We start from the raw sequence: 21463 nt of genomic DNA, 5'->3' as shown, positions 1-21463 counted from the left end.
AATAAACATTACAAATAAATGTTTATGCAAGGCTGTCTTATCCTTGATAATATTTTTTAAATATCCAATATGACATCAGTCATTGGTACATTAATGCAGGTTTGAATAGACTCATAGCCATCATTACTTATCTTACCAGTTTGAATGTTTTTGACCCTTCCGCTGATCTTATTACAGCGACACAGCTGACAGATACCTTGTCTGCAGCCGTGGCTCATTCGAATACCAGCGCTCTCAGCACCTAATAATAATGTCGTACTACTGTTATATTGTCGTTGCCGTCCACGTAAATAAATGGTTTTTACGTCGCTAGTAATCACTTCTTCGTCTGCTTTATCTATAGTAGAAAACATATAATCTAAGCTTTCTATCGCACTAAAACTCTCTATCGTAATGTTGTCACGCAGCTGCTTGTTATCTGGCAAATTAGTCTCATCGCAAGCGCGGTACAAACCCGCTAACAACGCCGGCGAGCCACAGGCAAATATCTGTGTATCTATCAGCGGTAATTTTAATGCTATTAAAGTTTCCACGCTCAAATGTCGCGAGCCGGCAAGATAAGTATTGGGGTCTTCCGTATTAACAAGATGATAAATGAACGTTGGATATTTAGTAGCTAACTGCTGCCATTGATCTTGCAATGGGGATTTATAGAAGATTGTACGATTGTAATGTAGTAACGTTACTGGATGCCCATTTTGCAGCGCCTGCGTAATCAAACCTAGCATTGGCGTAATACCACTGCCGCTAGCGATAAACAATAGTGGCAGTGGTATAGGGGTAAGGGATAAGGGTTCGCTTATTTGACTTGCTTGCTGTGCTAACACTGTATGAGCTAGAGTAAATTCGCCACTGGGTAAACCGCTATTAAATATAGTACCCAGTGCTGCACGTTTACTTAGATAATCTGATACTAGACCTTGCGGCTTAACAGCAATAGTTATCGTAGAGACAATAGTTTGCGGTTGCGACTTTTCATCAAGGCGATCTCCATCAAAGCCGTTTTTATCAAGGCTGTTATTAAGGTTATTTTGATTTCGATTAGAATTTTTATCGCTGTCCTCATGCCACCATAATGGCTGCTGCGCTAGACCAACCAATGAATAGTGGCGTTGATAATAAATACCATCAATCAGTATACTTAAATTAATATGCTGACCGCCATGCCAGCCATCGTGTGAGCTATTACCTGAACTAAAAGCTTGCTGCTTAAAGGCGCGGTTAGGCTCAAATTGTAGCGCTATCAAGTCATCACTGAGTGTACGGCGTGCTATAAGACGCAATTTAGGCACAGTTAATGACCAAAAGGGGTGCAGCCGCGTACTGATGAAATCAATAAACACACGTTGGATCAGTTCAGGGCGATAGCCAGTCGTCATGGAGTACCTTTTCTATCAAGCCGTTTTTACAAAGCTATTTTATTAAGATTAGCTAATATAATATCGTCTATTGATTAATTTTGCGAAATGTTTAATGCTGTTTTTTGTGGTTTTTATAAAACTGCCATGAATCAGAAAGATACACCAGTAAGCTGAATGATAATTTTAATAGAAGCTTTTATATAAAATGCGCTCAGCTTTGTGTCAAAAGGTATGAAACAAGCGGTAAAACAGCCAGTTAGCTTGCAGGGGCTTCATCACAATGCGATAATGACAGTCAATGAATACCCCTGATTTTGAGGTGCAGCTTACTTGGTAGTATTGCTAAGTCTGTTTGTTTGCCTCTTTTATGCAGTCTATCGGAGTGTTAATGGCTCAATATATTTACACGATGAACAACGTGTCAAAACTTGTTCCACCTAAGCGTGAAATCTTAAAGAACATCAATCTATCTTTTTTCCCTGGCGCCAAAATTGGTGTTTTGGGTATCAATGGTTCAGGTAAATCAACCTTGCTACGCATCATGGCGGGCGTGGATACTGAATTTAGTGGTGAAGCTCGTGCGCAAACGGGTACCAAAATTGGTTATTTGCCGCAGGAACCGCAGCTCGATGACAGCAAAGATGTCCGTGGTAACGTCGAAGACGGTATGCGTGAGGCATTAGATGCGCTTGCTCGTCTTGATGCCATTTATGCGGAATATGCTGAACCTGATGCTGACTTTGACAAGCTTGCTGAAGAGCAAGGTAAGATGGAAGACATCATCCAAGCATGGGATGCGCATAACTTAAATACCCAGCTTGAAAAAGCGGCTGATGCACTTCGTCTGCCACCTTGGGATGCGGATGTCAGTAGGCTGTCTGGTGGTGAAAAACGCCGTGTGGCACTATGTCGTTTGCTCTTATCACGTCCGGATATGCTGTTACTAGATGAACCAACCAACCATTTGGACGCTGAGTCCGTGGCATGGTTAGAGCAGTTCCTGCAGAACTATAGTGGTACAATCGTTGCCATTACCCATGACCGTTATTTCTTGGATAATGTCGCTCAGTGGATTTTGGAGCTTGACCGCGGTCATGGCTATCCGTATGAAGGCAACTATACTGAGTGGCTAGAGCAAAAGAACACTCGTCTAGAGCAGCAGAATAAGCAAGAAGAATCGTTTGCTAAAGCGTTGAAAAAAGAGCTGGATTGGATTCGTAAAAACCAAAAAGGCCAGCAAGCTAAGTCTAAATCTCGTGTGCAGCGTTTTGAAGAATTGAACTCACAAGAATTCCAGAAGCGTAATGAGACCTCTGAGATTTATATTCCACCAGGTCCTCGTTTGGGTAATAAAGTTATCGAAGTCAACGATATCTCCAAGTCATTTGGTGACCGTTTACTCTATGAAAACCTTAGCTTTAACGTCCCAGCTGGTGCCATTGTTGGTATTATTGGTCCAAATGGTGCGGGTAAAACCACCCTATTTAACATGATTACCGAACGCGATACGCCAGATACAGGCTCAGTCGATTTGGGCGAAAGTGTCAAAGTTGCTTATGTTGGTCAGGTACGCGACAATTTAGATGATAGCAAAACAGTTTGGGAAGAAATCTCTGACGGGCTTGATATTATTACCGTTGGCGACTATACGACGCCAAGCCGCGCTTATATTGGTCGCTTTAACTTTAAAGGTTCAGACCAGCAAAAGCACGTCGGTCAATTGTCTGGTGGTGAGCGTAACCGCTTGCAGTTAGCTAAGACCTTGAAGCAAGGCGCAAACGTATTGCTCCTTGATGAACCATCAAACGATTTGGACATTGAAACATTACGTGCGCTAGAAGATGCGATTCAGGTCTTCCCAGGTACTGTCATGGTCGTGTCGCATGATCGATGGTTCCTTGACCGTATCGCGACTCATATCTTGGCGTTTGAAGATGAAGGTCCAGTTTGGTTCGATGGTAACTATTCTGAGTTTGAAACGTATCGTAAAAAGACGATGGGTGATGATGCCAATCCTAAGCGTATGAAGTATAAAAAGATTTCAACTTAAGATAGTTGCTTAGAAATTTCAAATGTAAAGTAATAAAAAAAGACCTCTAATTATTAGAGGTCTTTTTTATGCATCATCATTTTTTTGTGTTATTAAGTGATTTAAAAGTTAACGCTTACGCCCAAATTTACGTTGCTTTTTATTGCTGATCTCAGTAATAGCATGAGCAATCTCTTCTTCATTGAGACTGGCAACTTGATGCAAGATTTGCATCATTTCGGGTCTCAGCACATATTTTGCATGATGAGCAATATCATTGATACGTTGATCAAAGGTTAAGATGCCAGTTTCTGCATCTTTTTGCAGATAATCTAAACGAGTCAATGCACCGAGGAAACTGGTGAATAATGCGCGATCAAAGAAGTCGGGAATATCATCGGCATATAGCACTGATAAACGTTGACCAAGCAGATGACATAAATCAACTACTTCGTTTTCGGTTAAGTTGCCTGAGCCTTGTTGAGCGAGTAGAGCCAAGGTCATAAAGTAGCGTTCAAGACTTTGCTCAACAGGTGTAGCAAGCACTTGCAGCTGCTGGTAGCATCTGCTATTAGCTTCAGGGACGCTGAGCATGCCATCGCCCAATTCTACAATCAAACCATGAGCAATCAGACTGTCAACTTTTTTGTTCAGGGTATCCGCCAAACCATGTGCAGGATAATATAAGAATAGCTCGCTTTGCAGAAATGGATAGAGCTGCATGGCGATATTGTCTAGACGACTACGTTCGATACGACCATTACGGGCAATTAAAGCCGCTAAGAAAGACAGGAGAATAAAGACATGCAAGATATTATTACGGAAATAACTCAGCAGTGCTGCTTGTTTACCTGCAATCTGGATAATATCGCCCAAGATATGAGGGATACGTTCAATAAGTTTTAACTTAATACCATAATTAATAATTTGCTGCGGCGACATGTCGGTAACGACCGTATCACTTGAATACGGCAGCTGTTGAGCCAAACCTTGATAAAGGGCAATTTGCTCGCGGCAAATATCTTCATCGAGCGCTGATTTTGGTGCAGATAGTAACACCAGTGACAGCAAGGATACCGGAGTAACCACTGCTGCTTTATTGATATGCTGCATGACTTTGACACCGATATTATCAACCATGGCGCTGGCTTTATCATCGAGCGGCGTATCGGTGCGATCAGCAGGTAAGCTGTTTTCTGGTACATCAAATTTGGCCATAAAATCGGTTAGATGTAGCGGTGTACCAAAACTTAAGTGCACATTGCCAAAAATACGTTCAATCTTGCGACCGACTTTGAGGAGTCCAAGTAATGATTCAGACTCTTTTGGCTTGCCTTTTAGCTCACCGATATAGGTGCCACCTTCCATGATGCGCTCATAACCGATATAAGTCGGAATAAAGACCACTGGCTTGTTACTCTGACGCAATTGGCTGTGCACTGTCATTGCCAGCATACCCATTTTCGGTGGTAGCAAACGTCCTGAGCGTGAGCGCCCGCCTTCGATAAAGTATTCAATCGGCGTATTACGAGTAATAAGCGTGTGCATGTACTCGCGTAAAACTGCAGTATAAAGCGCATTACCACGGAAACTACGACGTATATAAAAAGCCACTGCACCGCGTAATATTGGACCTAAAACTGGCACATCTAAGTTATCACCCGCCGCGACATAAGGAATACTCAAGCCGCGTTTATAAATGACATAAGACAGTAGTAGGTAGTCAACATGGCTACGATGGCAAGGTACATAGACCAGCTCATAATCTGCTGCAAGTTCACGTACGCGCTCGAAGTGATGGACTTCTACACCATCATACAGTTGCGTCCATAACCACGTTAAAAATTTATAAAAACCGCGGATGATGGCATGTGAGTAATCATTAACCATCTCATTAGCGTAGCTCTTTGCGAGTAGTCGCGCTTCTCGAGGGCTAGTACCTGTTGCCGCCGCTTCTGCCTCTATTGCATGTTTGATGGCAGGCGAGTAAACCAGCTTATCTACTAAGTTACGTCTGTCTGATAAGTCAGGACCGAGCATACTGGCGCGTTGTTTGTCTAAATAAATATTAAGCTGCTGCTGCAATGAACGTACAAGCTCACGATTGCCATCAGCCGCAGCTACCACAGTATAATTTGGCGCTACACTGATTGTATTTTCAGTGGCGCTATCTGTAGCATCACTGGCATTCGTATCAAGAGTAGCAGATTCAAAGATAGCGGAATTTAAGTCAGTAGGCTCATCATCATCGTCTTTAAGGCTATCATTAATAAGGGTACGCAAATCTTGCGGAGGATGGAACTGTATAAAAGTATCGCGTCCCATCACACCGATATTAAATAACTGCTTGGTAATGCTAGGATCTTGCCAGTTATCAGCCGTCAGCAGTTTAAATAAAGAATCCTCTTTTTCAGGCGCGCGTCCCCAGAGGATAGATACTGGGACCAAGCGTACTTTTAATTCTGGATACTGCAAAACAGCAGAGACCAGACGTGATAGGCGCGGTGATAGTTGGTTTTCTTTAGCATGGGGGTGATGTAAAAATATAATGGCAGCATTTTCTTTGATATTATGAGCACTGTCATTTACCCCAACCAATGCTGGCGGTAATTTATGTTCTTGCGTTTGTAAGTCAATCAAAATACTGTTGGAGCGCGAATAATCTTGCAACACATAAAATCTTAACGTCTGATCATCCTGATCAAACTCAGGTAACTCACCTAAAAGCTTTGGTTTTACCGCCACATCTAGCATCTGTCCCGAGATTTTACGGTACAATTGATTAATGGGTGCATTAGTATAAGGCGTGGGTACAATAGGGCTGCCATCAATTTTTGGCGTGTCTGACGGTTCAGTGGCTGGCGTATTGCCGCTGACCACTGGTGCTTTAAAAATCCGTTTTTTTAAGAACTTCGGTATCATAATCGGTATCAAAATTAGTCAAATATATTGCCCTTATAATGCCATAAAAGCCATCAAAGCGATATATAGTGTCTGTAGATACTACCAATATTAATAAGCTCCGGTTACTGTGCAATAAGATACGCGCCGCATAAGCTATTCAATGATTTGAAAAGTAAAGTATTTAGGGTAAAAATAGTTTTGAACAAGATATACTATCTTGTATTTCTGCTTACTCATTAACGTCACTTAATTCAGTGAGAATATTATGACGCCAGCTATCAATCTCGCCAAACAACGTGGTCTTGATTATCGATTATATGAATATACTCATGACAGTAACGCTGCCTCTTTCGGGTTAGAAGCGGCCGAAAAGCTGAATGTTGACGTGACACAGGTTTTTAAAACCTTGGTCGTATTGACCGATACAGATGTGCTCGCTGTTGCTATCTTGCCAGTGGATAAAACCTTAAACTTTAAAAAAATGGCTAAGGCGCTATCTGTTAATAAAATGCTGGCCTGCAAAAAAGTCCAAATGGCAGATCCCAAACAGGTCGAGCGTAGTACCGGCTACGTATTAGGCGGTGTCAGTCCATTGGGACAAAAAAAACGATTGCCAACTGTTATAGATGAGTCAGCGCAAACACATTCGACTATCTACATCAGTGGTGGTCGCCGTGGTCTAGAGATTGAACTGCCGCCAGCACAATTAGCGACGACACTTACGGCTCGCTTTGCCTCTATTACCGATGATTGAAAACGGCTGATTGTCAGATACATTAGCTTTGCGAAGCTATTCACTTTTCGTTTTTTACCCGTATTGTATAAGGATATAATCATGCCGCATTTAACCATTCAAGTGACACCCAATGTCAGTATTGCTCACGAAGAATCATTCCTCAAAGCGTTGAATAAAATCTTGTGGGACAGTGGACACTTTGGTAAAGCAACAGATATTAAAGCACGCATCATTCCTGTCGAAACGTTTTTAGTGGGCGTTGAAGATGATGAGCAAGTTAATGGCTTTATTTATGCACATCTAAAAATCATGAGCGGTCGTGATATAAGTATCCGTAATCAGCTTGCTGAGCAATTGATGACTACTATAGAGCAAACTCTGAGCGCTGAGCAATCAGGACGCGCATCGTTACAAGTATGCGTAGAGGTTGAAGAGATTAGCGCGGTGTATCATAAGAAAATGTTAAATGCGTAACTGAATTTATTAGTTACTTGCTAATACAGTATAAAAAAAGCGCCTAGTTATTCAACTAAGCGCTTTTTTATTTATAACAGTCTTAGGCTAGCTTTTAATCAATCCTAGTCTAAGAAAGCAAAGTTATCAATGTCCATTGCTGTCATGCTGCTGCTTGGTGCAACCATGCCTTCGGCGTGACCTGAAGTACGTGGTAACAGCTTATCAAAATAGAATTCTGCCGTTTGGATTTTGGCTTTGTAGAACTCTGGTGATTCTGTACCGCCATTTTCAAGCTTGTCATAAGCAACCGCTGCCATACGTGCCCAGTGGTAGCCCATCATCACATAACCTGAGTACATTAAGAAATCATCAGATGCTGCTGAGATGATTTCACGGTCTTTACGTGCCATCAGCATCAAGCGTACAGTCAGGGTATTCCACTCAGCACACAGCTTGGTCAATGCCCAAACAAACTTACGCATGTCTTTATCTAAGGCATACTCGCCACACCACTTCATGATGCTTGAGGTATAGTCGCGGATGATTTTACCTTTAGACTGCAAGATAACTTTACGACCTAATAGATCCAATGCTTGGATACCGGTCGTACCTTCGTACATGGTTGCGATACGAGCATCACGAGCGATCAGCTCCATGCCCCATTCTTTGATATAGCCGTGACCGCCATATACTTGCTGACCGTGTTTGGCTGCTTCAATACCAAGCTCAGTTAAGAAGCCTTTTAGGATTGGCGTATAGAAGCCAAGTTTATCATCCCATTTTTCAAACTCTTCATCATCGCCATTGATGATGCCTTGAACCATTTTATCTGCATAGCGTGCTGAATGATAAATCATCGAGCGACCGCCTTCAGCAAAGGCTTTTTGGGTAAGTAACATACGACGTACGTCAGCATGATGAATGATTGCATCAGCAACTTTTTCAGGATCTTTTATACCTGATAAAGTGCGCATTGAGCGACGATCTTTGGCATATGGTAGGGCGTTTTGGAATGACAATTCAGTGTGCGCCAGACCTTGGATACCAGTACCGATACGGGCAGTGTTCATAAAGGTGAACATGGCTTTTAGACCTTTGTTCGGCTCACCAATCAAGTAACCAACCGCATCATCAAAGTTTAGGACACAAGTGGCTGATGAGCTGATGCCCATTTTATGTTCAATAGAACCACAAGTCACGCCATTACGCTCGCCAATTTCGCCTTCAGTATTTGGCAAAAATTTCGGTACGATAAACAATGAAATACCGCGCGTGCCTTCTGGCGCATCCGGTAGGCGTGCTAAAACGATATGGATAATGTTTTCAGTTAAGTCATGCTCACCACTTGAGATGAAAATCTTAGTACCGCTAAGCTTATAGCTGCCGTCCTCTTGCGGAATAGCTTTTGATTTTACTTGACCCAAGTCTGTACCGCACTGTGGCTCAGTCAGACACATGGTGCCTGCCCAAGAGCCTTCGACCAATTTATGTAGATACGTCTCTTTTTGCTCATCCGTACCGTACTGCATAATGGTATTGATACAGCCGGTTGATAGACCAGGATACATTGCCCATGGCCAGTTAGCTGTACCGATCATCTCAGCTTTGATAAGGTTCAATGAAGTCGGTAAGTTCATACCACCGTACTCTTCAGGGTACGAAATACCTTGCCAGCCACCATCGACAAACTGCTGATATGCTTCTTTAAAGCCTTTAGGCGTTGTGACCACACCATTCTCAAAATGACAGCCTTCAGCATCCGCTGGCTGGTATAAAGGTGCTAAAACATTTTCGGCAAAATCTGCCATTCCTTGAAGAATCATATCAACGGTTTCAGGATCTGCATTTTCGCCATTATCCAAATCTTTATAATGTGTTTGGTAGTCAAATACATCATTAATTAAAAACTTGATATCACGTAAAGGTGCTTTGTAAGTTAACATAGTCGCTCTCTTTAGTTGTTCGCTATCATAGACGGTGGACTTGGTTTTTAAGCCAGGGTTTACGGAAACGATTTTAATTATTTGGCATAAAAATAGAGAATATCTTGAGTCAATGGGTAGATCTGTTAAGGCTAGCTTGACTGTGTTGAAAACTGTTAAGTTATCCTTGATAAAAAACAGTCGTTACGCATTGATGCAGTATAAATCTTCTATAGCGACAAATATACAACCAATAACTAATATTCATGGTTTATTAGTATAATCGAAACATTAAGTTATTATTTTATCAATTGATTTTTTACTGTCATTTCCTGCTAAGCAATTATCTATTATAAAAATAACCGTATGAGCAGAACGATGGATAAGCCCAGTAGTTCTGTGCCCTTTTAAAAGTGGATTAACTATATAAGGAAGGTATTGTATGAGCGCATCGAAGTCCAAGGCAAAGCGGGTGTCTTGGCTGACAATATTATTGACTCGCCTGAAGTTTTTGATAGATGGTGAGCTTGCTCATTTGCTGACAGTCAATCAAAGCAAGAGACCGTGGCATATGCCTATTATCGCTGCCATTACCATTAGTTTCCCAGTATTTGTGGGCGCTTACTTTGACGCTTTGCCATCAGGTATCAAAGCGTCTTTGGGGGCAATGGTCATTTTGAATTTACCTTTAATAGGTAAGCTGCCTTATCGTTTAGTGACTTTGATGGCATGGGGCTTTGCCATGTCGTTATGCTTTGCATTCGGCTTAGTAGCACAGCAAGTGCCTATTCTTAGGCTGCCAGTGTTTATGCTGATAGCCTTTGGTGTGGTTATGTTTGGACGTTATTATCGCCAGCCGCCGCCAGCTGGCTTGTTTGTAATGATGGCTGGGGCGCTAGCATTATTTATACCACTGCCATTAGAGAAAATCATGTCAGCCACTGGGCTTGTGATGCTGGGCAGTGGCTTTGCCTTAATCATGGGGCTGCTGTATTCACTATTTTTATTAGCGACGCATCCTGATACGCCGACACCAACTTATAGCTATGAGCCTGATACTATTAGTGAAAGCATTATTGTCGCGGGTTTTGTCAGTTTAGCGCTCTTGATTCCCTTAATGCTAAATATGTCTAATCCGTACTGGGCAGCGGTTAGCTGTTTTCTGATCATTCAGGGTATCCACTTACGGACGATGTGGATTAAGCAACTACATCGTTTACTAGGGACATTGGTAGGCGCGGGTCTGGCGAGTTGGATGCTATCTTGGGGGCTGTCGATATGGGGTATCGCTATTTCAATATTGGTTATGATGCTTTGTATTGAATCCTTGGTAGATCGTCATTATGGACTAGCCGTTGTATTTATCACACCACTGACGATATTCATTGCAGAATATGGCAGTGGGTTGCCGCTTACGTCAGCGGTTTATCAAGAGGTCACGCACACACGCTTGTTGGATACACTACTTGGCTGTATGGTTGGTCTTGGTGGCGGGGTTGTCATGCATTCAACGAATTTGCGTGTACCGCTGCGCCGTATAGAAAAATGGCTGCTGACACGATTTGGCTAGGGCGTGTCCTCATTTCAAAAATGGTGATAAAAATGAGATAAATTGCAGTCAAACAAGGAAAATAGCGCAGATAATATCGGGATATTAACCAGCTATTTAACGATGTTTGGCAAAATTTAGCCATTTTTAGCCCGTTTAGATATGATCAATTGAATTGAGGACACGCCCTAGTATAAAAACGTAGATCGTTTTTGTCATTTAGATAGATGGTAGCTGCACTCGTGCACCGTTTATTATGTTGATACGTTTTCCAATGCGGTAGTCGCTTGCGCAACATCAATAGCGCATCCTGTCCAACGCTCAAAACTTAACGCCGCTTGCCCGATCAGCATGCCGTAACCATCTGATGTCTGAGCACCACGGATAGAAAAATGTTGTAAAAATGGCAGCTCACGTCCATACATCATATCGTAAGCATATTGGCAGTTTAGCGTATCGGCTAATGGCAAGGCTTCACCTGATAGTCCGATGGATGTGGCATTGACAATGATATCAAAGTCGCCACTTAAGTCAGCCGTCGCATAGGTCTGAATACTATGTTGATTTATCTTTTCGCTTGCGGTGCTAAGTTCATCGACTAAAATTTCTGCCTTACTCACTGTACGATTGGCGATGGTCAGCGTTTCAATACCAGCCTCTATCAGTGGCAATACCACGCCGCGCGCTGCACCGCCTGCGCCAATGATTGCCACGCGTGCACCATTCAATGGCCAGCCTAAACGCTGCATATGATTGACCAATCCTTGACCATCAGTATTGTCACCAAATAACGCCTCTACGGGTGATACACCTTTTGCCAATAGTGCTTTATCTAACAATAAAGTATTGACCGCGCCAGCCACTTTGGCATGTTCAGATAAGCCGCCTCGTGCTGCACAGCATTCATATGCGATCTGTTTAAAAGGCACAGTTACATTAGCGCCCACGCCGCCACCGTGAAAAAACGCTTCTACCACTGCCGTAAAACTTGCCGCATCATCTGGACAATATTGTCGCTGATAACAGATATCAAGTCCTGCTTGCGCGCCAAATAACGTATGGATTTCAGGAGATTTGCTGTGGGCAATCGGATTACCAATAACAATAAAGTGCTGGGTCATAAAGGCTCCACTGGCGGTACAGTGCATAAGTAAGGGTGATAGAGTAAGGGTATCAAAGCGTACTTATCATAAGGGATAACGCGCCGTTTGACAAACCTGAAGCTATGGATATAAATAGGTAAGTTTTTATGAGGTTAGCTCTTTAACAAATCTGTACTCTCTGCGAGTGTTATCCGTAAGGTAAAGGGTGGTCAAGCGCTAAGCAGTTGGGTAAACTAGAGAGCATGAAAAAGTAACCATATTATTTTTCCCTGTGCTTTTTAATGTGATTTATAGAATATTTAAATAGAAAAAGCGTATGTATAGAATTCAGTGATAGCAAGATTTCAATAACAGACACTATTCATTATCAGCGGCATACCTAGCTGCTTGTTAATACCATTTTCAGAACTATCTTAAAGTGTGAGTAAGTTGCCCATGTGGAATAACACCCTACAGACCCTTATGGTCAGTACGATAATGGCAGTTGGCGTGTCGTTAAGCGCCTGTGATAACAATAAAAGCAGCAAAGTATCAACAGAGGAGGTAAGTGCTGATAAGCAGACCGTCTCCGATACACCAAAACCAAAAGACCCTGCGCCAAATGCTGATTTAGATGGTGCTACTGCTCAAGAGGGCACCCCAGTCAAATATGATGTCGCGTCATGGGGTCCTAAGAAAGTCGAGCCGCTTCGTGTCGATCAACTAGACGATATCAAATCAACACTTGGTAAAGTGGTCAGCACCGATGAAAATAGCTTGGATTATGCCAGTAATCCTGCGTCCAAATACCGCTTTATGAATACCGAAGCACCTTATTTAGATCTTATCGATTCTGAAAAATATCTCGAGCTTGGCTGGTATTTTGCCAATCCTACCGACTCGGATAAAGAAAAAGAGCTGAGTCAAGGTCATGCCAAAAAATCCTATCAACTTGCCCGTCAATTAATGGGTGATGAGGGCGGTAAGCTGGTGGCTGATATGCTAAACGGTCAAATTATCAAAAATAAAGTCATCGGTGGGCAAAAAGTAGAGCTGGCAAAATGTGAGTTCTATAGCTGTATGCTGGTCATCAATAAGTCTGCTAGCCAAAAAAATCAGTAAGCCATGCAGCCATCAAATAGCTGGGTCTGTTTATCTGCATTAGACAAGCAGACCACAGCCAGTACCGCCTCATTAGACAATCGCGGATTGGCATACGCCGATGGTTTTTTTACCACCATGGGCGTTATCAATGGGCAGATACTGTGGGCGGAGTATCATCATCAGCGTCTCATCTCTCATGCGACTGCCTTGCAGCTTGATTTAGATAGTCATGCGATACTAACGATACTAAAAACGTATGCTACGCAGCTACAACAAGGTATGCTAAAGCTTATTATCACACGCGCCGCGCAAGATATCCGTGGTTATGGCTATGTGCCAAGTGAGTGCGGTAGCGCATGTGAGATTTGGCTAAAATCCTTAGCGATGAAGATTAGCACTACTGAGCCATTGCCGTTAGCTGATGGTATTTTTGTTCCGATGCAGCCTATGAGCACTGCTGTTTGTTTATCTTCGCAAATCGCTTGTCTGCCGCCGTCTCTTGCTGGACTAAAAAGTCTAAATCGTCTTGATAATGTGTTAGCGAGTGCGGAGTTGCAGGCTATCAAAGCTCGTTCATTAAACTCTAATGGCTCGCAAGATATTGGTGAGGGCTTGTTACGTGATATGACTGGGTGCTGGGTTGAGGGCACGATGAGCAATATGTTTTATCAATTATCTGATTACCGACTGGTAGAGTCGCCATCTTCAGAGATGATAAATACGGCTAATGATGATAAAGATAGTGCTGATAAAAACAAGGCTGTTAAAGGCAAAGCAAATTATTTAACCCAAGGTCAATGGTATACGTCATCAATGGCACAATCGGGCGTCGCTGGCGTGATGCGGCAAGTAATCATTGATGAGTTATCTACGACGAAATATCCAGTTGTTGTGCGGTCATTACAAGATAAGGATTTGCCACAGCTTCAGCAGCTTTTCTTTTGCAATGCGCTGCGCGGCATCATGCCAATGAGCAGTTTGACGTTATTGTCGGGTGAGGTGGTGGGTTTTTAATCTGTTTCATCCTATTCAAAAATATTAAATTTAGTATCAATAAAGTCGTCAGGATACAAAACAACTTCCTCGTTTCGATACATATCTTGCGCTTTTAACAGTGCTTCTTGCTCGTTCTCTGCATTAACTTCCACGATGTTACTTAGCGTTTCAACAACCTCTATCTGAAAGACTCTCTTTAATTTCTTATCTATTTTCATCATTACTATTCCCGATATACGCTTATCAAAATTTCTTTAGTATTTATATCCGCTATAGTCAAAATACTCTAAAAAGGCTACGGTGCTGCGGGTATAAATTTTTTGTAGCCTCTGTCTGCGTAGGCACAGCAAGCAAGAAAAATTGATACCCGCAGTACATAATGTGTCGATATTACTTTTCACTGACTATAGGTTAGCAAAGGCGCTTAAAAAGAAGTGATCGTCTTTTGTTACGTAGACTTGTGCGATAAGGAAAATCGATCAATGATAGTGATTTGATAAGGAGAGAAATCCATGGACTACGTCTACGAAGATGAACGAATACCTTTACAAATCCGTCGACTATTAATTTTTGATGAGATTTGCAAATTAGCAAAAAAACAACCTGATGAAATTATTCACTTATCAAGATTCACTGAATTATCGCTCGGTGTTATGTATTTGAAAGACTTTAAAAAGTTTATTGCGTTTGGCGGTGTGTTTGAGTATGCAGAAACAAGAGAAGAAGTTATCGAGCAACGTATTAGAGTTTTTCCTAACGACGAACCAGTCACGCGTGCACTAACAGTCAATTTAAAGCAGTTTACTCAGCCCGCGCGCACAGCTATCCAGCTGGTTTGGTATTGGAATAACTATGTTAAAAATAGAATGCACGCTTACGTCGATTATCGTGAAGAAGTGTTTTTTCGGATTAATGATGAAATTGACTCAGACTATCCACCGCATAAGTTTCATGACCGTCTCGTTGCAACGGCACGTTTACCTTTATGGGACGATAGAGAGGAGTTAATTGCAGACGTATATCGTGATAATAAAGGGCAACCGAGACCTGAACGCTTCAATGAGAAACGCTTAATATAATTTAAAATACGTAGAAATTGATCGTACCTTATTAAATATTATTGAACAGGAGATAACAAATGCGCACTGCCTATGAAGAAAAACGTATCCCACTACAAATCCGCCGATTAATGCTATTTAGTGAAATATGTCGTAAAGCAAAAAAATATCCTGATGAAGTCGTTCACTTAGCTGGTTATTCAAAGATAGCATTCAATATTGTTTACTCTAAGAAAGATAAAAAATATACAGCATTTGGTGGGGTATTTAAGTATGCACATATACGCCAAGAAGTCATAGAGCAAGGCGTAGACAAGCTACCTCATGATGAACCTGTGATGTGTGCGCTTACCGTAAAAAGGCAAGCTTTTACCAAGGCTTCTCGTACGCCATTAGGACTATTAATAGGCTGGAATAAACAGGTAAAAAACAAATCCTCTAAATGTATTAAAGACAATATGGACACTTTTTTTAAAGTAAATGATGAGTTGGAAATGGACTATCCTCCGCACAAGTTCTATGAACGATTGGTGGCAAGCGCCTATTTGCCACTTTGGGATGATAATCAAACTTAGTATAATTTTCGATAATGACCACGACCCAAAAACTCAATAATGCCTCTATCGCGTAATACTTGTAATTGCTGACGGATTTTATCTTTAATGTGGTTGTTTTCAGGATGTTTGAGTTTTAATAAGTCGGCAAACGCATAAACTTGATTGAGAGAAAAGCTATCTTCTAGTCTATCAATACATTGCCAAACATCTAGCGTCCAGCCACGCGAAGCGATAGATTGCGTGCGTAGAAACAAGGTTTTTTGAAATTGTTCAGTGACATTATCGCGTGGTATAACTTGCTGATTTTTGACTAAAAATACTTTTCCTGATTCGGGCACTTTACGCAAGTCAATATTACAGCCAACCCAGCCGGCGCGTTTGGCAGTGACTGATAATGGGTTACGTTTTATGATCATATCGGGTTTAAAAAAATGCTTGGGAATGATTAAGAAGTTGTTGACGCTCAATGCTTGAGAATAGGTCAAAAAGAAAAAGCTGGGATTATTATCGCTATTGATACGTTCAATCATGGTGTCATAAGCGCCATCATTAATAATGTTACTTAATTTTGCCTTCTTACTTTTTAGTTCGTATTCTTCTTTACAGTTTGCACAATAAAAGTCAGCGACAGGTTTGCCGTTCGTAAATGCAGCCAATGGTTCGGCATTACAATTAGGACAATAACTTTGGTTGGCGACCCAATCTTCACTTAATATCCTAATGATTTGACTGGGAGATTTATAGTCTGCAGCGAGATTTTGATTAAAATTTAGGTTCATAGCAATTTTTCGTTGTAGTAGATAAACTAGAAATATCAATAAAAGCGCAGGAATATTCAGCCATATAAATACGTATCAATACTAAGTTAATGGATAAGCTAAGCAAATGCCATTGAAAAATAGGCGTTTCAATGCTAAATTCTAGCAAACTTCTGCCTCGCGAGTTGCCATGAGCACGCCCACACCTGAAACGCCTCCTGAACGTCCTAATGATACGCTATCGAATGACCAAAAAGGCACTGTTGATGAACGTGTCGACGGGGCACCTTTGAATTCAAAACCAGTCGATGAGACAGGTGTAGAGGAAGTTCCGCCTACAGATGTCTCGCTCATAAGTGGTAATAATAAACCACGTCATTATAAAGCCGACAATCCTTCATTCTTTATGCAGCGTGGTTATCAAGTGTTGTTGGTACTCGGGTTAATTGCGGCATTTTTCTTAGTCATGGTTTATCAGACCTTATTTGGTCGGATTGAACAGCCGCAGCAAATGGTGACGATTGAAAAGGGTCAGACCTATTACGGGTTGCTACCGCAGTGGCAACAGGAAATTCCGCTATTTTCTGCCACGATTGCCAAGCTTTATATGAAAACGCAAGTCGATGGTCCATTGCACGCAGGTATTTACCAATTACCGGAAAACCCTACCATTGCTGAAGCGCTACACGTGCTTGGGCAAGGGGTAAAAGCGGCGATGGTTAAAGTACAAATTATCGAGGGCAAAACCTCAAAAGATTTGTATCAGGCGCTACGTGATAACAAAGGCATCAAAAAAGAAGTGCTAACCGCTGACAGTACGAATGCTAGCATCGCAGAAGCGTTAGATTTGGTTGGCATATTGCCGGATGCAGTTGCCAATAGTAATGATCCTATCGTCAATCACAATCTTGAGGGCTGGTTTGCCCCTGATACTTATTATTATGGGGAAGGCACTACCGACAAGAAGGTATTGACCGACTTGTACAAACGCCAACAGCAAGCGCTGACCAAGGCATGGGAAAACCGTGCGCCAAATCTCCCTTATCAGACCCCTTATGAGGCACTGGTAATGGCATCTATTATCGAAAAAGAAACCAGTGTGGCAGCAGAGCGTCCTTTGGTCTCAGCCGTCTTTAATAATCGCTTGAACAAAAGCATGCGTATGCAGACGGATCCCACCATTATCTATGGTATGGGCAGCCGCTATGAAGGCAATATTCGCCGTAAAGACATCGATGAAAAAACAGGCTATAACACCTATCAAATCGATGGTTTGCCGCCGACACCCATTGCACTGCCGTCAGCGGCTTCTATCGAAGCAACCTTACATCCTGCCGATAGCGCAGCGCTATATTTTGTGGCGACAGGCAACGGTGGGCATAAATTTACCAATAGCCTAGCTGAGCACAATCAAGCAGTTAAAGAGTATCTCGGTGTCATGCGTGAGAAGAAAGCTCAAACGCCGCCGCAGTAACACTATTTTATGTTGCTATTTATATTGCTTTAAAAAACCATCATTTATTGAGCATTATCGTTATAAAATAAAAGTAATGATAACGCTCAATAATGACATAAGGTCATATCATGTCAGCATCCATACAAGCGCCGTTTTCTCAAACCACCACTACGCCCACTCAAGGGCGTTTTATTAGTTTTGAGGGCACTGAAGGCGTTGGTAAAACCACGGCGATTGAGCAACTATGTGCACGTCTGCAAGCGCGCGGCATTGATTATCTGCGCACCCGCGAGCCGGGTGGTAGTCCGTTTGCTGAACGCTTGCGCGAGATATTGTTAGACCCGAATACCGCTATCAATGATGATACAGAGTTGCTACTCATGTTTGCTGCGCGCTGTGATCATATGCAGCAAGTCATTTTGCCAGCGCTGCAACGTGGTACATGGGTAATATGTGACCGCTTTACCGACTCGACGGTTGCTTATCAAGGCTTTGGACGTGCAGATGGCGATGCGATTGTCCGTGCCAAAATTGACATGCTTATCGAGCAGTTTGTGGTGCAATTACCCGAGCTTACACTGTGGCTAGATCTACCAGTATTAGAAGGCATGGCACGTGCTAATAAACGCAGTGCCGCTGACCGCTTTGAGCAGCAAGCGACGGAATTTTTTACCAGAGTACATCAAGGTTTTAGTGTCCTTGCTAGCGAGCAGCCTGAACGTATCCAGCGTATTGATGCCTCAGGCAGCGCTAATGAGGTCGGCGCACGAATATGGCTGACGATCGAAGAGAAGTTGGATATTTAATAGACATTTTCATAAAGAAATAAGCTTGCTCCAATAGAAAGCCCCAACTAACTAGTTGGGGCTTTGTTCATTGATAGGCATTTAATAAACACTATTTAAGCGTTGTTTATTTAGGTTTTATCTATATGACCAGTATCTCAATCATTTTTACCTATATCTTTATTTAATATAACTTCAGCAGTATTACTCTTGGCCGCCTTATCTTGGCCTGAGTCCGGTAGACGGTTGGGGTCTAGAGAGCCGTTTTTATTTTTAGGCGCACTGCCATTACCGTTACCACTGTTTTTATTACTGCTGGCTGTTTTCGGTATTATTGGCGTATTGGGATTCGCAGGCAATACTTCGGGATTGACCTGACTAGTACTGGCAGATTCAGCGGTTGCTATTTTTTCGTTAGCTCCTTCATGATTTAATGCTGTTGGCATGGTTGAAGATGGATTAGACGCTAAGCTAGCATCAGCTGACACATCATTAGGTAGATTTTGTTCAGCGTCTTTGTCGTTATATATCAAAGACGCTTCTTCTACATCACTATCATCGTCCGCCAGCTCTATTTCTTGGCGTTTTTCAGGCGCTTTAGAGTCGGACTCAAAGCTTGCGTCAGCTGCAGCGCGCGCTTGCTCTTGTTGCGGCGTCACATCGACCGGTTTTGGCTGTACGTCATCATCGACGACCAATGAAACAAGCTTGCGATCACGCGGCACCGTACCATCGAATTTGTCAGTAATTACATGTAGCTTGCCTTCTTTATCGACCGTATAAAGCGGCACAAATTGCTTATTATCGGCTTTATATTGCTCAAAGCTATAGCTGTCGGTGATATTGGTGATTTTAATACGGGCTTTCTTGGACAGCATACTGGCAAGCTTGGTATAGGTCACATCTTTGCCAAATAGCCACTGCGAATGGAAGTTTCCTTGCTTGTCATCGCGCTCACTTTTGACTTTTTCATCGCTAAACTTTAAGCGGTACAGTTTGCGCTCACCGAACTCATGACGATAGTGAATCTCGGATAAAGTATTCAGCTCTTTATCCATACTCATGGCAAATAAACGTCCGATACCGATGAGATCCAAATGATGGTCAGCGTGGTCAGAGACAGGATTGCCAAAGTAAGTACGCAAGCCACTCATGCGCGCGCTAGCGATGTTGGTATAGTTATTATGAGCAACGATGACATCAAAGCCCTGATCCTTTAGCGAGGTAGCGACTAACAAGGCGACAGGGTTTGAGCCAACGACCAAGATACCGTTGGTTTCAGGCTCACGAACACCCAAAAAGTTCCCTACCATTTTTGCGCCCAAACCCTGAATCATCACCGTACCAATAATGACCAAAAATACCAAAGGCACTAGTAGCTCAACCCCTTGAATATCATACTCTTGTAAACGAATGGCAAAGAGTGATGAGATGGCAGCAGCAACGATACCGCGCGGACCAATCCAGCTGATCATCAGTTTTTCTTTGGTCTTTAGGTTAGAGCCGATAGATGATACCCAAACCGATAAGGGGCGGGCGACAAACATTACAATCGCTAGTAGCACGAGACCTGCAAAGCCGACGCTCAATAAGCTTTCCAGCTCAACACGCGCTGCAAGAATAATAAATAAGACCGACACCAATAAGATGGTAAGCGATTCATTAAACTCTAAAATCGTATCACGCGGGAATTTTGGCCAATTAGCCAGCGCAACCCCAAGTACAGTCACCGTCAATAAACCGGATTCATGTTCCAGATGGTTGGAGATTGAAAACAACACCAGTACAAAAGCAAGGGTAAAAACATTGCGTAAAAATTCAGGAATCATATGGCGACGCATCAAAAATGCTAATGCCCACGCGCCAGCTAGCCCCATTGCCACTGCCAATACCACAATCTTAGCAAACAGCAAAATACTACTGGCTTCACCACCTGAGATAATATATTCATAGACCAATACCACCGCAATCGCGCCGATAGGGTCGATAATGATACCTTCCCATTTTAAGATATTAGAGATGGTTTTATTGGGTCGTACACTGCGCAGTAACGGCATAATGACCGTTGGACCAGTCACGCAGACCAATGCCCCAAACAATAAGGCAATAATAGGGTCGATATCAAAGAGCAAGTACGTCGACAGCGACACGATAGCGATAGTGATTAGCACACCGACGGAAACCAGCATCTGTACTACAGAGCCGTGTTGTTTAATCTCTTCAAACTCTAAGGTCAGCGATCCTTCAAATAAGATAATCGCTACGCCTAGTGAGATAAAGGGAAACATCAGTTCGCCGAGTACTAAGTCAGGATCGAAAACCCCTAATACTGGACCAACTATAATACCAATCAGTAATAAAAACAAAATGGACGGTTGCTTTAAATACCAAGCCAACCATTGGGCGGCAATGCCAATCCCAACCACGCCGGATAACAATAGGGCGGTATCCATAAATTAATCCTTTTATAATAATATAGTCATGCTGTAGAGCGATTCGAGGCTATAGCATTTAGCATAGACGGTTTTTTAGTTCATGATTCATTCATATCATTATCAAAAATCGCTATCGACAGTTACCGCAAGAGTCACAGCATGAGTCATGTATACTATATAGTAGCAAACACAGAATAATAGCAAAGATGAATACGCTTCTAGATAAAGTCGCGGAGCTTTAGAATATAAGATCTAATAGCCAGAAGCGCAAAAGA

Annotated in this window: 17 protein-coding genes; 10 read left to right on the top strand and 7 right to left on the bottom strand. The window is 42.4% G+C overall.

The genetic code is table 11. From position 1 onward, the window contains the following. Window positions 1-56: 56 nt before the first annotated feature. Window positions 57-1379 carry a flavin reductase family protein gene (locus JMX75_RS00515; RefSeq protein ID WP_133103926.1) on the bottom strand — a complete coding sequence of 441 codons (1323 nt, stop codon included), beginning with the start codon at window positions 1377-1379 and terminating at the stop codon, window positions 57-59. Window positions 1380-1749: 370 nt separating this feature from the next. On the opposite strand from JMX75_RS00515, the gene ettA reads away from it, so the two are divergent. Beyond that, on the top strand, window positions 1750-3411 hold the full coding sequence (gene ettA / locus JMX75_RS00510; protein ID WP_133103925.1) for an energy-dependent translational throttle protein EttA: 1662 nt from the start codon (window positions 1750-1752) through the stop codon (window positions 3409-3411). Window positions 3412-3519: 108 nt separating this feature from the next. On the opposite strand, the gene plsB is transcribed toward ettA, so the two are convergent. After that, entirely contained in the window at window positions 3520-6312 is a 2793-nt protein-coding gene (plsB, locus tag JMX75_RS00505) for a glycerol-3-phosphate 1-O-acyltransferase PlsB (protein WP_201530544.1), read from the bottom strand. Window positions 6313-6559: 247 nt separating this feature from the next. On the opposite strand from plsB, the gene ybaK reads away from it, so the two are divergent. Together ybaK and JMX75_RS00495 are read left to right on the top strand one after the other, a co-directional pair. Further along, the gene (gene ybaK / locus JMX75_RS00500) at window positions 6560-7048 is read left to right on the top strand and encodes a Cys-tRNA(Pro) deacylase (protein WP_133103923.1); all 489 of its coding nucleotides are present in this window, start codon (window positions 6560-6562) and stop codon (window positions 7046-7048) included. A gap of 81 nt (window positions 7049-7129) precedes the next feature. After that, window positions 7130-7504 carry a 5-carboxymethyl-2-hydroxymuconate Delta-isomerase gene (locus tag JMX75_RS00495; RefSeq protein ID WP_020442523.1) on the top strand — a complete coding sequence of 125 codons (375 nt, stop codon included), beginning with the start codon at window positions 7130-7132 and terminating at the stop codon, window positions 7502-7504. 104 nt (window positions 7505-7608) lie between these two features. On the opposite strand, the gene JMX75_RS00490 is transcribed toward JMX75_RS00495, so the two are convergent. Continuing rightward, window positions 7609-9429: an acyl-CoA dehydrogenase C-terminal domain-containing protein gene (locus tag JMX75_RS00490; protein ID WP_201530543.1), complete on the bottom strand. Its 1821-nt coding sequence runs from the start codon at window positions 9427-9429 to the stop codon at window positions 7609-7611. Window positions 9430-9850: 421 nt separating this feature from the next. On the opposite strand from JMX75_RS00490, the gene JMX75_RS00485 reads away from it, so the two are divergent. Further along, on the top strand, window positions 9851-10978 hold the full coding sequence (locus JMX75_RS00485; protein WP_201530542.1) for an FUSC family protein: 1128 nt from the start codon (window positions 9851-9853) through the stop codon (window positions 10976-10978). Window positions 10979-11211: 233 nt separating this feature from the next. Here JMX75_RS00485 and aroE read toward each other — a convergent pair whose 3' ends face one another. Continuing rightward, window positions 11212-12078, bottom strand: a complete 867-nt coding sequence (gene aroE, locus JMX75_RS00480) for a shikimate dehydrogenase (RefSeq protein ID WP_201530541.1) — start codon at window positions 12076-12078, stop codon at window positions 11212-11214. Between the two features lie 417 nt (window positions 12079-12495). Between aroE and JMX75_RS00475 the strand changes: the two genes are divergently transcribed. Together JMX75_RS00475 and JMX75_RS00470 are read left to right on the top strand one after the other, a co-directional pair. Next, window positions 12496-13161, top strand: a complete 666-nt coding sequence (locus tag JMX75_RS00475; RefSeq protein WP_201530540.1) for a hypothetical protein — start codon at window positions 12496-12498, stop codon at window positions 13159-13161. A gap of 3 nt (window positions 13162-13164) precedes the next feature. Beyond that, the gene (locus tag JMX75_RS00470) at window positions 13165-14157 is read left to right on the top strand and encodes an aminotransferase class IV (RefSeq protein ID WP_201530539.1); all 993 of its coding nucleotides are present in this window, start codon (window positions 13165-13167) and stop codon (window positions 14155-14157) included. Window positions 14158-14168: 11 nt separating this feature from the next. Here the strand turns inward: JMX75_RS00470 and JMX75_RS00465 are convergent, their stop codons facing one another. Continuing rightward, on the bottom strand, window positions 14169-14360 hold the full coding sequence (locus JMX75_RS00465) for a DpnD/PcfM family protein (protein WP_227673125.1): 192 nt from the start codon (window positions 14358-14360) through the stop codon (window positions 14169-14171). Between the two features lie 291 nt (window positions 14361-14651). On the opposite strand from JMX75_RS00465, the gene JMX75_RS00460 reads away from it, so the two are divergent. Further along, the gene (locus JMX75_RS00460; RefSeq protein WP_149408996.1) at window positions 14652-15218 is read left to right on the top strand and encodes a hypothetical protein; all 567 of its coding nucleotides are present in this window, start codon (window positions 14652-14654) and stop codon (window positions 15216-15218) included. A 59-nt stretch (window positions 15219-15277) separates the two neighbouring features. After that, window positions 15278-15772 (top strand): hypothetical protein, encoded by a 495-nt coding sequence (locus JMX75_RS00455; RefSeq protein ID WP_149408995.1) that lies wholly within the window; start codon window positions 15278-15280, stop codon window positions 15770-15772. Here JMX75_RS00455 and JMX75_RS00450 read toward each other — a convergent pair. Then, the gene (locus JMX75_RS00450) at window positions 15769-16533 is read right to left on the bottom strand and encodes a DpnI domain-containing protein (protein ID WP_201530538.1); all 765 of its coding nucleotides are present in this window, start codon (window positions 16531-16533) and stop codon (window positions 15769-15771) included. The genes JMX75_RS00455 and JMX75_RS00450 overlap by 4 nt on opposite strands. Before the next feature lie 169 nt (window positions 16534-16702). Between JMX75_RS00450 and mltG the strand changes: the two genes are divergently transcribed. Continuing rightward, window positions 16703-17986 (top strand): endolytic transglycosylase MltG, encoded by a 1284-nt coding sequence (gene mltG, locus JMX75_RS00445; RefSeq protein ID WP_133103917.1) that lies wholly within the window; start codon window positions 16703-16705, stop codon window positions 17984-17986. A gap of 110 nt (window positions 17987-18096) precedes the next feature. Next, complete coding sequence (gene tmk, locus JMX75_RS00440) at window positions 18097-18774, top strand: dTMP kinase (protein ID WP_201530537.1); 678 nt, start codon at window positions 18097-18099, stop codon at window positions 18772-18774. Between the two features lie 137 nt (window positions 18775-18911). Here the strand turns inward: tmk and JMX75_RS00435 are convergent, their stop codons facing one another. Beyond that, window positions 18912-21206 (bottom strand): cation:proton antiporter, encoded by a 2295-nt coding sequence (locus JMX75_RS00435; RefSeq protein ID WP_201530536.1) that lies wholly within the window; start codon window positions 21204-21206, stop codon window positions 18912-18914. Window positions 21207-21463 lie beyond the last annotated feature (257 nt).

This window comes from Psychrobacter sp. LFX-11D (assembly GCF_904846475.1).
GTDB lineage: Bacteria > Pseudomonadota > Gammaproteobacteria > Pseudomonadales > Moraxellaceae > Psychrobacter > Psychrobacter cryohalolentis.
Note: the sequence above shows the minus strand (reverse complement) of the source record. Positions and strands in the feature narration are given on the sequence as shown.